General features: G+C 42.7%; 7 protein-coding genes. 3 read left to right on the top strand and 4 right to left on the bottom strand.

The window, feature by feature from the left end; translation table 11 throughout:
* Nucleotides 1-372: 372 nt before the first annotated feature.
* The 4 genes from murB to QM629_RS00145 form a co-directional block, all read right to left on the bottom strand.
* On the bottom strand, nucleotides 373-1,395 hold the full coding sequence (gene murB / locus QM629_RS00160; protein ID WP_415155948.1) for a UDP-N-acetylmuramate dehydrogenase: 1,023 nt from the start codon (nucleotides 1,393-1,395) through the stop codon (nucleotides 373-375).
* Between the two features lie 91 nt (nucleotides 1,396-1,486).
* Nucleotides 1,487-1,876, bottom strand: coding sequence for a T9SS type A sorting domain-containing protein (locus QM629_RS00155; RefSeq protein ID WP_415155946.1), 390 nt, complete (start codon nucleotides 1,874-1,876; stop codon nucleotides 1,487-1,489).
* Between the two features lie 112 nt (nucleotides 1,877-1,988).
* Nucleotides 1,989-3,062, bottom strand: coding sequence for a PorP/SprF family type IX secretion system membrane protein (locus tag QM629_RS00150; RefSeq protein WP_415155944.1), 1,074 nt, complete (start codon nucleotides 3,060-3,062; stop codon nucleotides 1,989-1,991).
* Nucleotides 3,063-3,108: 46 nt separating this feature from the next.
* Entirely contained in the window at nucleotides 3,109-7,917 is a 4,809-nt protein-coding gene (locus tag QM629_RS00145) for a PKD domain-containing protein (RefSeq protein ID WP_415155942.1), read from the bottom strand.
* A 555-nt stretch (nucleotides 7,918-8,472) separates the two neighbouring features.
* Between QM629_RS00145 and secDF the strand changes: the two genes are divergently transcribed.
* From secDF to QM629_RS00130, 3 genes are all read left to right on the top strand, one after another.
* Nucleotides 8,473-11,631 (top strand): protein translocase subunit SecDF, encoded by a 3,159-nt coding sequence (secDF, locus tag QM629_RS00140; RefSeq protein ID WP_415155940.1) that lies wholly within the window; start codon nucleotides 8,473-8,475, stop codon nucleotides 11,629-11,631.
* Nucleotides 11,632-11,842: 211 nt separating this feature from the next.
* Complete coding sequence (locus QM629_RS00135) at nucleotides 11,843-13,183, top strand: alpha-amylase family glycosyl hydrolase (RefSeq protein WP_415155938.1); 1,341 nt, start codon at nucleotides 11,843-11,845, stop codon at nucleotides 13,181-13,183.
* A gap of 100 nt (nucleotides 13,184-13,283) precedes the next feature.
* The gene (locus tag QM629_RS00130) at nucleotides 13,284-13,754 is read left to right on the top strand and encodes an RrF2 family transcriptional regulator (RefSeq protein WP_415155936.1); all 471 of its coding nucleotides are present in this window, start codon (nucleotides 13,284-13,286) and stop codon (nucleotides 13,752-13,754) included.
* Nucleotides 13,755-13,938 lie beyond the last annotated feature (184 nt).

The following is a 13,938-nucleotide window of genomic DNA, read 5'->3' as shown; positions in this document are numbered from 1 at the left end:
AGACCATTGAAAAAAAAACTTGTACGAATGAAACGCCCATGTAAAATGTATTCAACACACAGGGGAATGTACATCAGGGCGTTCCATGAGGCAACTGAAAAAACAAATATGCACGAATGAAATAAAATTGACTCCGCTTATAAAGCGGGTTTAATTTTTGTATGATCGGAAGAAAGCCAGTTATGAAGAAAAGCAATAAGGCAGGCCGCCAAAAAAAGTCCTTCGGCAAATAAAAAGAATACAAGGCCATTTACAGCCAAAGGCAATGGTTATAAAGAACATAATATATAACAGTGAAGAGCAAAAGGATTACCAAAAAAGCAAAGCGGCTACAATTAAGGCAGAAAACACTGCAGGCCCGGGTGATTGATTTCAGATTGAAATAATGTTTACTTCTCTTTCCAGCTCAATTCCAAACCGGTTTTTTACGCTGCTGATTATTTTTTCGGAAAGTGCATAAATTCCATCGCCGGTTGCCCCGCCGTAATTTACCAGCACAAGCGGCTGGTGAATGTGCACACCGGCATCGCCTTCGCGAAAACCTTTCCAGCCACATTGTTCAATAAGCCAGGCAGCCGGAATTTTTACATGCCCTTCATCCACTGCAAAATGTGGCATTGCCGGATTTGCCTGTTTTAATATTTCATAATGTGCAACAGCTATAACGGGATTTTTAAAAAAGCTTCCTGCATTACCGGTTTTTGCGGGATCGGGCAACTTGCTGCTGCGAATATTTATTACCGCCTGCGATATAGCTTGTATGGATAATTGCGTAATATTCATTTTTTCAAGCTCCTGCTCAATGGCCCCGTAAGCAGTATTGAACACTGGTTGTTTATTCAGCCTGAATGTTACGCCCAGGATTATATACCGGTTTCTGTATTGCTTTTTAAAAACACTTTCCCGGTAGCCAAATGCACAATCATCAGCGCTGAAAGTTTGGATTGAATGGCTTTCAGCATGCAATGCTTCCAGGCTTTCGAATACATCTTTTATTTCAACACCATAAGCCCCTATGTTTTGCATAGGCGACGCCCCTACATTTCCCGGTATAAGGCTAAGGTTCTCTATGCCGGCATAATTATTCTCAATGCAATGCATTACAAACCGATGCCAGTTTTCACCTGCCGCTGCTTTTACATAATAATGCCTGTCGTCTTCTTTTACCAGTTTTATCCCTTTCAATTCATTTTTTAAAACAATACCATCCACATCTTTTATAAACAGCACATTGCTGCCTCCGCCAAGTACCAACCGCTGCAATTTTTGCTGTGCTTGAAATACAAGCAGGCCTTTTAGTTCATCCAGGCTGGAAAATGCCGAAAAAAAACGGGCGGTTGCATCAATGCCAAAAGTGTTATATGGCTTGAGGGAAAGATTATTGAGTAAGTTCAAGATAAAGCGGCTTTATTTCAGCCAAAAATAAAAAAGCCCGGCTTGCTTTAAACCGGGCGCATAAAAAATTTTCTCCTGAATACTAATGCTTTTATTTGTTTACCTGGAATTTGCCTGTTTCAATAATCCTGCCGCTGGCATCCCGCAATTGAAATACATAAATCCCGCGGTAAAAATCATTTGAGAAAGTTAGCGTAAACTTCACCTCGCTTACAGTGGTTTCATACATTTTTTTTCCTGTAAAGCTAAAAACCTGCAAAGAATAATTTTTATTAACATAATCCTGCGGCACCTCAAAGTTTATATAAGAAATAGCCGGATTAGGATAATATTTAACATTTTTTGTTTGAATCCTTATACTAACGGAAGTATTTACAGCGTTAACAGTAGTTGTAAATAAAAGCATTACGGCAAGAACTCCCGCCGTTACCGGAAGTTTTACAGATCGCTTTACAAGTTGATGTGTAAAATTTTTGCTCATATTCGTGCTATAAAATTATAATTAATAAACATATTGACCAAATTGACGTTCATTTTAGCGGTGTATTCTGAAATTTTGCATTTGTTTAATATTATCGTGAGCGAATGCTTTTTTAAAAGCGCGGGCATAAAACCGCATTTTTCGTGGTGTTGCCACGGTCTAAAAAACCTGCATAAGTAAGCGATACCTCAAAGCCACCGCGGTACTGACTTATCGTTTTAAGCGTTGAAACATTTACGTCGTAGCTGAATCCTACTGAGAAAGGCAGGTAATCAAGTTTTACTACCGGTATTATTGCATCTTTCCAGCGTACGTAAGCACCGAAATGAATAAGATAAAGCGGGTCTTCATAATCATCGCCCAGCTTCCTGCTGTAAGTGAAACCGGCAATTGTTTCATTGTAATTGCCCTGGTTTGAATAATCGCCCTGTATGGTAATATCAGAATAATCATTCACAGAAAAATGCACACCGCCCGACAGAACGAGCTTGGGGTTTAATTCAACCGGCGGGTTTGTGTAAAAAGAATTAATGGGCCTGTTAAAATGATGATAGGCTGCGCCTACAAAATAATAATCCGTTTCACTGCCTGCAATAGAGGAATTAAAAGACAGGCCAATGCTTCCATCCCAATAATGGTAGCTGAATTTTGTAAGCGTTTCACCATCGCTTAAGGCCGGGTTGTAGCCGTTGCCGTCATACTGGCTGTTGGTTGTTATTTTGCTGCGGTCTATTCTTCTCTGAACATAACCGCCCATTACGCCCAGTGAAAGGTATTTGCTTTTTGAATCGTTAAGCGATTTATGATAGTTTAAAGCCGGGTAAATATTGGTGGTGGTAAAATTGGTTATACCAGCCTTGTCAAATAAAACCTGTGCGCCCGTGGTAATAAAATCGTTGCCGCGGCCAATGGGCTGTTTGTATTCAAAATTTACCGAAGATGTTTGATAAGGCGTAGTTACGCTCTGCCATTGATTGCGATAAACTGTCTGCAGCCTTATATCCCCGGCAAAAAGGCCGGCCAGCGAGGGATTGCGTAACAGCGGCGCCTCAAAAAACTGGGAAAAATGCGGGTCCTGCGCATTTGCTTTCAGCGCCCAGCAACAGCAATACAATGCCAGCGCATGAGCAGGCAGTTTCCTCACGGCAGCAGTAATACGTTCAGCATAAGCATTTCTACAATACATAATAGTGGATATTGGATTTTAAAACTATAATCACCCCTTCCATCAATCAGCGCAGTAAAGTCACATTTCCTTTCGAGCTTATTTTTTGGCCATTCTCGCAGGTAATCTCAACTATATAAATATACACATCAGCCGGCAGCGCCCTGCCTGCATAATTTCCATCCCAGCCATACGATTGCTGGTTTACAGGAAAATTGCTGCGCTCAAACACTAAATTTCCCAGCCGGTTAAATATCCGTATTGACTTTATGGTCATTAAACCTTTTCCTCTCGGATAGAAATAATCGTTTGCGCCGTCGCCGTTTGGAGAAAATGTATTTGGAATGAACAGGTTGCTTTCCGTGGCGCATACCACATTGGCCCTTACAATTTTTTCTGAATAACAGCCTGCTGCATTTGATGCATTTACCACGTAAAAAGTTGATTGTTTCGGGCTTATTACCGGGTTAGGGCAATCGGTGCATGAAATATTTATGGCAGGTTTCCATAACCATGTTGTTACATCGGCAGAGCCTGTGGCATTTATCTGATAGCTGTTTCCTCCAATTATATTGATGACAGAATCCGGCACCTGGATGGTTGGTATAGGAAATACATTTACATACAGGCTGGCTGTATCAGAAAAGCATCCCTGGCTGTCTGAACCAATCACGGTAAAGGTCGTTGGCGAGGTGGGCGCCGATGTTGTAACAGAGTCAGTGCTGTTCTTTACCAGGCTGGCCGGGCTCCATTTATAAGTTTCAGCGCCTGAAGCTATCAAACTGATCGTGGTGCCGGCGCAGGCTGTATCTGGTGCGCTCGCTGTGATTGTAGTGGGCTGTTTTACTTCAACTGTAACGGAGTCTGATGCTTCGCAGCCATAACTGCTGGTACCTGTTACATAAAAAACGGTGCTTTCCCGTGGCGATGCCGTTGGGCTTGCGCAGTTAAGGCAGGAAAGGGAGGCATCAGACACCCAGCTATACTTGTCGGCGCCGGTGGCCTGTAATGTGGTGGATTGATCAAGGCAAATGATAACATTATTGCCGGCGTCTGTTGAAGGAAGCGGGGCTATCAGCAATTTTTGAGTAACCGTGTCGGAACAGCCGGCCTTTGTGGTGGCCGATACGGTTACGGTGTAATCGCCTGCACTGGTATAAGCATGGGTGATGTTACTGTCGCTAAACTGGTTGCCATCCCCTACATCCCATTGCCATGCATTAATTGCCGGAGAATCCGAATTAGCCGTTGCAGAAAGCGAAATGCTATCGTTCACGCAGGCGCTTGCCGGGATAACTGCTGATATGCCGGGCGATTCGTCAATATCAATATCTACAGGCAATGTGTAGTCTGATGTGCAGCCAATGCTGGTAGCAATATGCAGCGAGGCATTGTATTGCCCTTCGGTGTCATAATAATGCTGTGGGTTTGATTCTGTTGTTGAATCGCCATCGCCAAACTGCCATGTATAAGCTGTAATCTGGTCGTATGCAACATTGCTGGCATCTGTAAAATCAATCAGCGAAGAATCGCATACGCCCGTGATGCGCTGCGTATTGAATTTGGCTTCGGCGCTGGCAACTGTAATGGTATCGCCGTTTATAATAGCAACACGGCATCCGCTGGTGTCTTCAATTACAAGCTTGGGCAGGTATTTGCCTGCTTCTATATAGCTGTATTGTACCAGGGTATCTGTAGTGGTAAGCACCTCTCCGTTACCAAAGTCCCAGATGTATTTGGCAACGTTTTCTCCTTTGGCTGAAAATTTAGCTGCAATGGCATCGCAGCCGGTTAGCGGCGTATAAGTAAATGTTGCCTTGGGGCCTTTTACAATAATTTCTTTGCTAAGGCTGTCTGCACAGGAACCATACCCATAAACTGTTAATTTAAGATCAAAGGTGCCGGCCTTGGTGTAATAGTGCTGCGGTGTTATTTCTTCAGAAGTATTTCCATCGCCAAAATCCCACAAAAGGCTTTTATAATTTTTTGATGTGTTCACTGGGGCAACCAGGGCCGGCGGGCACACAAAGAGGCTGTCTGTTATGGAAAAAGCAGCGGCAGCGTTGGCTATAGTTATATACTGGGGCTTTAGCAGGGAATCAATGCAGCCGTTTTTATCCTCTATTACCAGTTTTACACTGTACGTATTATTGGAGGTATACTTATGTGATGGCGACTGAAGCGTTGATGTGCCGCCATCGCCAAAATCCCAGGCGTATTGCAAAGACGTGCCTTCGCTCGAATCAGTAAATTTGATATTATTCCCTGAGCATTTAATGGTATCTCCCGCTGAGAAAGCGGCAACAGGTTGTGTAATGCTTAGATTATTGTACGTTGCCGTATCATAGCAGTTATTATTGTCTATCACTTTAAGCCACACATCAAAATCCCCTTTTGTGGTGTAAGTGTGGCTGAACGGCCCGCCGGTTAGTGTATCAGGAGTTGTATTATCGCCATAGTCCCAAATCCATGTTTTTATGCTGCTTCCCGGTTCCGGCGTTGAAGCATCTTCAAATGAGATGGTTGAATTAAGGCAATCGCCTTCCTTGTTCGTGAATGCAGCCGTTGGCCCTCCCACTTTTACAGACACACTATTTTGTATTGTATCAACGCACTGGTTTACGTCTTTTACTATAAGATAGGGCGCATAAGTAGCTGTGCTGTCATATACGTGATATACTACACTATCGTACTGTTTTTTATTTACGATAGTGCCATCGCCAAAGTTCCATTGAAAACTTTGTATGCCTGCAGCGTCATAATTACTTATAGAAAAACGAAGCGAATCATATTTGCAGGTGCTGGATGAAACAAAATTATATTGAACAACGGGGTGTTCATCTGCAACCTGTATGGTATCAACCCTGATGCTCTGGCAGGTACCGTTTGAAACAGTTAACGTTACATAAAATGTTCCGGTGGCACTATATGTATGCGAAGGGTTTTGAGTGGTTGAAGTGGCGCCATCGCCAAAATCCCAAAGCCAGGTTGTTGCGCCAGCCGAAGTGTCTTTAAACCGGTATAGATAAGGCGTGCTGCAATCATAAATGATATTATATCCCGCTACCGGAGGGGTTGTATGTATATAAGCTTTTTTTACGATTGTATCATAACATTTATATTTACCCACTACAAGCGATACATTAAAATAACCTATGGTGTCGTACACATACAGAGGGTTTTGCTCAAGTGAAGTTTCCCCATCTCCGAAATTCCATATCCATTCTGAAATGTCCCCGGTTGAGGCATCGGTAAATTGTATGGAGGCGGAGGCGCAGGCATCGGTTGGCGAGGCCGTGAAATCAGCATTGGGCTTGGTGCTTAGTGAAACTGCATTTTTAATTAATAAGGTGTCTGAGCATCCTTCTTTCGATGTAATGATTAATCTTACATTATAAACGCCGGCCTCTTTATATGCATGCACAGGTGTTGCCGCATTGGATGTTGTTCCATCGCCAAAATCCCATGAATAAGATGAGATAGTATAGCCTGTATCAATTACAGGCGTTAAAGTAAGTGTTTGCGGGGCGCAGCCCTGAAACGGTAAATTTTTGATGCTTTTTATTTGCGGCGCGCCTATTTGAATATAATCCGACTTAACCAGGGTGTCTGAACAGCCATTGGCGTTAAACGCAATCAGCGTAACCGGGTATTTACCAGCTTTTGTATAGGTATAAGCAGGATTTGCACTATCGCTGGTAGCGGTGCTGCCGAATATCCACTTGTAGCTTGTGGCATTTGTTGAATTATTGCTGAATTGAATGGTTGCCGGGTAACTGCAACTGTAGTAATTGCCTGAAACCGTAAAAGCGGCTTCGGGCTCCGCTTCTATGGATATGGTTTTTTGAACGGAAGCCGAGCACCCGCCAAAATCAGCCACCAGCTTAACTGTGTAATTGCCCTGCCCGGTATAAGTATGTGTTACTGTATCGCCGGTTGCTGTGGCGCCATCGCCAAAATTCCATTTTTCGCTTAAAGGAGTTAAGGAAGAAGAATCTGTAAAAGTTATGGGCGCATTCAGGCATGCTGTTGTATAAGTAAAATCCGATTTTGATTTTCCAATTGTAATGTTCTGCGTAAATGTGCTGGTGCAACCGATATTATTTGATGCCACCAGCGTCACGGTAAAATCCCCGGTAGTTGTATAGGTATGTTCCGGGTCTTTTTCAGCGCTTAACGCACTCCCGTCGCCAAAGTCCCATTCGTAACTCAGCGTCTGGGTTGACTGGGATGCATTACTGAACTCTACCGTAACGGGCTCTGTGCAGGCGCTGTTATAGTCGTACGTGAATTTTGCCTGTATTAACCCATCGGCAACAACATAAGCCGGCTCGCTTATAAACTGCTGGCAGCCAAAGCTGTTGGTAACGGTGAGCGTTACATCAAAACTGTCAACCACCGTATATGTATGCACGGGATTTTGTTCGGTAGATGTAACGCCATCGCCAAAATCCCAAATCCAGGAGTCTGTGGAGCCTGAACCTGGTGTGCTTTTATCTGTAAAACTTACATCAAAAGGAACACAGCCCTGGGTGGGGGAGCCGCTAAAATCAACAGATGGATTATCGTAAACAACTACATAATTTGTTTTAACGATTGAATCTTCGCCCTGTGAGTTAGTGATATGCAGCTTAACTGTATATGAACCGGGCGTTACATAAACAGCGCTTGGGTTTTGATTGGTAGATGTAGTGCCATTGCCTAAATCCCAGTACCATACTGTGGGGTCGCCTGATGAAATATCAGTAAAATCAACCACCAGGGGAGAGCATCCTCCGGATATACTTGATGTAAAATCCGCATTTAGTTGCGCGTTGGTTTTTACACAAAAACACAGCGCAACTAAAGCTAATAAAAATTTAGTCGGCTTATTCATTTTTCGGGGCAATGCAACTTAATGAAAAACAACCATCACAAAAATTCTTTTGTTAAATTTTTTTTACCCTTCTTGATTAAGAAAATGCGGGCGGTGTAATTATTTTTTTATCAAACAAAAAAAATATTCTAAAATTACAGGAGCGGATTGATGTAACCAGCAACCCAAAAAAAAGATATATACTTCATTCAATTGCTTGTTGATGGGTAAGTATCCCAGGGCTAAAGTTATTGTTCAATCAGCCTCGGATCCAATATACCTGTAGGCCTTTGCTACCTATTAAAGCCTCGCATTAAAGCGGGGCTTTACTGCTAATGGCATAAGTTTTATTTTCGTTCAAACCAAAATATCCTTTCAACCCCTTCTTAAAATTTAATTAAATACTGTAAGTTATTCCCCAAAATAGCTGGTTTATTTTGTTGTAATAGTTTGCTTTTCAATATTATAGGACTGCATGGCGCAAAGGCCTGCCCCAATAAGCCAAATTGTCTCCTCCATATATTTCAAACCACTATCTTTGCCGCTCTCAAAAAAAATTGTAAATACGTTTTAATTATGCAACTGAAAGGATTGGTGCGTTTTTTTGCGCTTGCTCTTATACTAATTTGCTTGTACCAATTGTCTTTTACCTGGATTGTTCGCAGTTACGAATCTTCAATGCGTGGTAAGGCTGAATTGTGGGTGAAGGCTATGTATCCCAAAACTGCTGATAAAGACAGCCTTGACCTTTTAAAAAAACAAAGGCTTCAACACATTCTTGATAGCACAAAAGATACCAAAATAGGGCCTTTTGGCTTTACCACTTACCGCACAGCCAAAGAAAAAGAATTAATGCTTGGCCTTGATTTGCAGGGCGGCATGAGCGTTACGATGGAAGTAGGCCTGGATGGTTTAATCAAATCATTGGCTAATTATACCAAAGATGCAACATTTAATAAAGCCCTTGATGCCGCTGTGGCTGAAAAAGCTACTTCGGGGGCAGACCTTATTACACTTTTCTACAATGAGTTTAAAAATGTAAGCGCGGGCGCCAAACTTGCTCCCTATTTTGTTACACGCAGCAATGGCAAAATAAATTACGATGCCTCAAACGATGCTGTTATCACCTACCTGAGAGACCAGGCTAAAAGCGCATTTACCAATACCACCAATATCTTAACTACCCGTATTGACAGGTTTGGCGTGGCTTCACCCAATATCAATCCTGACCCCCAAAAGGGCATCATCAATATTGAGCTCGCCGGTATTAACGATCCGGAAAGGGTGAGGCATTATCTTCAGTCAACTGCCAACCTGCAGTTTTTTGAAGTATATAATATTAATGATGTTGGAGAAAGCATCCTTTCTGCAGAAAAATCACTGGCTGATTATCTTAAAGGAACCAATGCCACTGACAGTGTAAAACTCACCGCCGCCGATACAGCTAAAGCAGCAGTTGATACGGCTAAGAAAAATACGGCTGCTGCCGGCCAGGCTGATACAAATACCATTGCAGGTTTTAGTAATGCCCAAACGTCCAACCCTGCCACAGGTGCAACTGTTTCCGGCAGCAACAAGGTGGATTCCCTGGCACTTATGCGCAAGGAAATGCCTTTGCGTGCAATTGTTCAATTTACGCAGCCTCAGCAGGATAAGTCAACAGGCAAAGTGCAGTATCCTGCCAATATTGGTTATGTGGCCATTGCAGATACAGCTACTTTAAATAATTACCTTAGCCTGGATGTGGTAAAAAGCAAGTTTTCCGCTAACTTAAAATTTGTTTATGGCAAGCCTGAAAATGCCAGTACAGATGCAGCGGCAAAAAACTTTGTAGTATTGTATGCCATCAAAACCCTGGATAACGGTACGGCCGAACTGGAAGGTGAGCATGTGAGCGACGCAAGAGCCGACTATGATGAGCGCGGCAGGCCTGCTATTAAGATGAACATGGACCCAACGGGCACACGCATCTGGGCGAAGATGACTGAAAGAAATTCTCCGCAAAAGAACGGCGGCGTTTCAAAACCTATAGCCATTGTATTGGATAATATTGTTTACAGCGCCCCGTTTGTAAATGGCCCGATACCAAACGGATCTTCTGAAATATCAGGCAATTTCAGTGTAAATGAAGCGCAGGACCTGGCGGATATTCTTAAATCGGGCAAGCTGCCTGCGCCTGCAAAAATTGTGGCAGAACAACAGGTGGGCCCCACACTTGGCCAGGATGCGGTGAACGGAGGCCTTATGTCGTTTGCCATATCTTTCATTGTGATATTTGCCTTAATGCTTATTTATTATAATACAGCAGGCTGGGTGGCCAATATAGCTTTGATCTTAAACCTCCTGTTCACCATTGGCATTTTAAGTGCGCTTGGGTTTACCTTAACAGCGCCTGGTATTGCGGCGTTGGTGCTGACTGTAGGCTTAGCAGTAGATACCAATGTTATTATTTTCGAGAGAATTAAGGAAGAACTTACCAAAGGCAAGAGTTATATTCTTGCTGTGCACGATGGTTACAGGCGGTCTTATGCACCGGTTATTGATGCGCACGTAACTACCTTGCTTACCGCCATCATCCTGTTCATATTTGGTTTGGGCCCCATATTGGGCTTCGCCACCACGCAGATACTGGGTATTTTGCTTTCTTTATTCTGCGGTATCCTCATATCCCGTCTTATTACCGATTTCTATACCAATAAGCAAAGGCATTTTAAATACTTTACCGGCATTTCCAATAAAGTATTTAAGCATACAGAATTCAAATTTACCAGGTACAGGAAGATCGCCTATGGCATTTCTGTAGTGGTGTTATTATTGGGTGCTGGTTCCTTCTTTAATGGTTTTGATGAAGGTGTGGAGTTTAAGGGCGGCCGCAGCTATACCATTAAGTTCGATAAAGCATATAATACCACAGAAGTGGCTGATGCGCTTAAAGCCGTGTTTGATGATTACCCTGTTATAAAAACAGTGGGCACGCCCGAGCAATTAAATATTACGACCGCTTATCTTATCAACCAGGCCGGCCAGGATGTTGACTCAACTGTGGAAAGGACTTTATATACAGGATTGCAGAAATTTCTTCCTGCAGGCACATCGTACAATACATTCCAGAATACCTATAAGCAGGCTTCCCAGAAAGTGCTGCCATCTATTTCAGATGACCTGAAATCAGGCGCCCAGAAAGCAACGATCATTTCAATCATTATCATCTGTCTTTATATCTTCATCCGTTTTCGCGACTGGAGATTTTCACTGGGCACGATTGTGGCGCTGCTGCATGATGTGTTTGTTACGCTTGCCGTGTTCAGCTTCCTTAAAGGCTTAATGCCATTCCCGCTTGAAATTGACCAGCATTTCATTGCAGCGATATTAACGGTAATTGGTTTCTCTATGAACGATACGGTGATCGTGTATGACCGTATTCGTGAAGACTCAAAACTGATGAAGGGAGAAAGTAAGGAGCAGATTATTAACCGCGCTATCAACCAAACATTAAGCAGAACGATCATGACTTCGCTTACCGTATTCCTTACCATTTTAATCCTCTTCATATTTGGCGGCGAGGTTACAAGAGGTTTTGCTTTCGCCATGCTGATTGGTGTAATAACCGGTACCTATTCTTCTATATTTGTTGCCGCGCCAATACTGATTGACTTTGCTAAAGACAAACCTTTGGGCATTACCGGCGAAGTAAAGAAGGCTGAAGTAAAAAGAACTGAAGCAAAAAAAGCATAGGGATACTTTAAGTCATAAAAAGAAAAAGCAGCTTTAGCGGGCTGCTTTTTCTTTTCGCTTTATGCGGATAAATTAGTGAATGGTGAAGGCCGTTAATCGTCAAACGTGAAAGCCCATAGTTTCTTTCTTGCAGCGTGAAGCTAACAGCTTGCAGCCCGGGGCTTACAGCTTAATCAGGATAGCATCGTTTCGATCTTATATTTGTATGCGTATGCGTTTAAAAATACTTTTTCCTGCACTGATACTTTTTGCCTGCTGCAGCTATAGTTATGCGCAGCAGGATAGCAGTATTGATGGCCATCCGGCCTGGATTATGCAGGGCAATATTTATGAAGTGAATGTGCGTCAATACACGCCTGAAGGCACGTTCAAAGCTTTTGAAAAGCACCTGCCCAGGTTAAAGCAAATGGGTGTGCAAACTTTATGGTTTATGCCCATAACGCCTATCAGCAAAATTGACAGAAAGGGCGTATTGGGAAGTTATTACGCTGTTGCCAATTATACGGCAATAAACCCGGAATTTGGCACAATGGACGATTGGAAAACGCTGGTGAAACAAGCGCATGCCCTGGGATTTAAAGTAATTACAGACTGGGTGCCCAATCACACGGGGGCAGATAATTACTGGCTTGCACTGCATCCTGATTTTTACAAAAAAGATTCAACCGGAAAAATAATTTCCGCCTATGACTGGACGGATACACGCAAACTTGATTACAGCAATATTGAATTACAGGATTCCATGATTAATGCCATGAAATTCTGGATCATCAATTCAGATATTGATGGCTTTCGCTGCGATGTGGCGGGCGAAGTGCCTGATGCATTCTGGCAAAAATGTATTCCCCGGTTAAAGGCAATGAAGCATATTTTCATGCTGGCCGAAGGCAATAAACCATCCTTGCCGGCTGATGGTTTTGATGCAACATATCCATGGGATGAATTTCATGTAATGGTTGATATAGCTGCGGGCAGGAAAAATGCCCTGTCGCTCGACAGCGTAAGAAATATAACTGAGCGCAACTTTCCCGCCAATGCTTTATTGATGTATTTCACCAGCAATCATGATGAGAATAGCTGGAACAAGGCAGACTATGGCACCATGCCCGGCGCTTCACATGCGCCATTTGCTGTGCTTACGCAAACGCTGCCGCGTTCAGTGCCTTTAATTTACAGCGGGCAGGAAGAGCCTTTTTCTGACAGCCTTTCTTTTTTTTATAAAGACACAATCATCTTCAAAAAATTTGCGCGGCAAGGTTTTTACAGCAGGCTGCTGCATGTAAGAGCAAACCATAAAGCGCTTGCCGCCAATGCGGCTTTTACAAAATTGCATACAAATGATGACGAAAATATTTATGCATTTGTACGGCAAAACGGCGCAGATAAAATACTGGTTATTACAAACCTTGGCAATAAGCCTGTGGCTTGTAAAGTGAAAGATGCACTAATAAATGGCGAAGCCGCCAATGTTTTTACTTTAAAAAAAGAAAAGATCAGCAATGCGGATACTATAAAGCTTGAAGCATGGGGATACAGGGTATATTTTTATTGATCATACAGAGTGATTGCTGTAAGTGCAGAAATTTATATTTATTTTTTTTGAGTATTATTGCGCGGTTTACAAATATTAGATTGAATATTGCCTCCACAACATGTTATCAAAGAAAACAAAATATGCTATTAACGCCCTTGTTTACCTTGCCCGCGAGAGCAAGGATGGCAAGCCTGTGCAGATAAGCAGGATTGCAGAGAGTGAGCATATCCCGAGAAAATTTTTGGAAGCCATCCTGCTTGAATTAAGGCATGCCGGCATGCTAAACAGCCGGAAGGGCAAAACCGGCGGTTATTATTTGCAGCTATCCACGGATGAAATAAATATTGCAAATGTAATGCGGCTATTTGATGGCCCCATCGCCTTGCTGCCTTGCGTAGCTTACAAATATTATGAGCGTTGCGAAGAATGCCGGGATGAAGAAACCTGCGGCATACGCGCTGTTTTCTCCGAGGTGCGCTCTGAAACCGTTCAAATGCTTAAAGGCGCAACGCTGTCGGAAATTATAAAAAGGAGCGAGGGGCTAAAGAAAGAGGCCAGCCTTCAGAAAAAAGGAATAAAGAAAAAATAATTTTTTTGCTTAAAATCCTATTAATCCGATAGGAATTATATATTTGCTTAAGTTGCCTGTTTATGCTTATTATCACCATCAGGCAAAAGTTTGGTATTTTATTTATTATGTATTACCAATTGTTGCATGTGCAGGTTATTCAGTATGCTTTACCCATAAAAACCGCAAAAAAATGTTGTAGGTA

The sequence above is a fragment of the Parafilimonas sp. genome, from assembly GCF_047606085.1.
Lineage (GTDB): Bacteria > Bacteroidota > Bacteroidia > Chitinophagales > Chitinophagaceae > Parafilimonas.
This window is presented reverse-complemented; position numbering and strand designations above follow the sequence as displayed.

Coding starts and splice junctions, on each gene's coding strand:
- QM629_RS00130 (WP_415155936.1), top strand. CDS start 13,284: ATGTTATCAAAGAAAACAAAATATGCTATTAACGCCCTTGTTTACCTT.
- QM629_RS00155 (WP_415155946.1), bottom strand. CDS start 1,876: ATGAGCAAAAATTTTACACATCAACTTGTAAAGCGATCTGTAAAACTT.
- QM629_RS00150 (WP_415155944.1), bottom strand. CDS start 3,062: ATGTATTGTAGAAATGCTTATGCTGAACGTATTACTGCTGCCGTGAGG.
- secDF (WP_415155940.1), top strand. CDS start 8,473: ATGCAACTGAAAGGATTGGTGCGTTTTTTTGCGCTTGCTCTTATACTA.
- QM629_RS00135 (WP_415155938.1), top strand. CDS start 11,843: ATGCGTTTAAAAATACTTTTTCCTGCACTGATACTTTTTGCCTGCTGC.
- QM629_RS00145 (WP_415155942.1), bottom strand. CDS start 7,917: ATGAATAAGCCGACTAAATTTTTATTAGCTTTAGTTGCGCTGTGTTTT.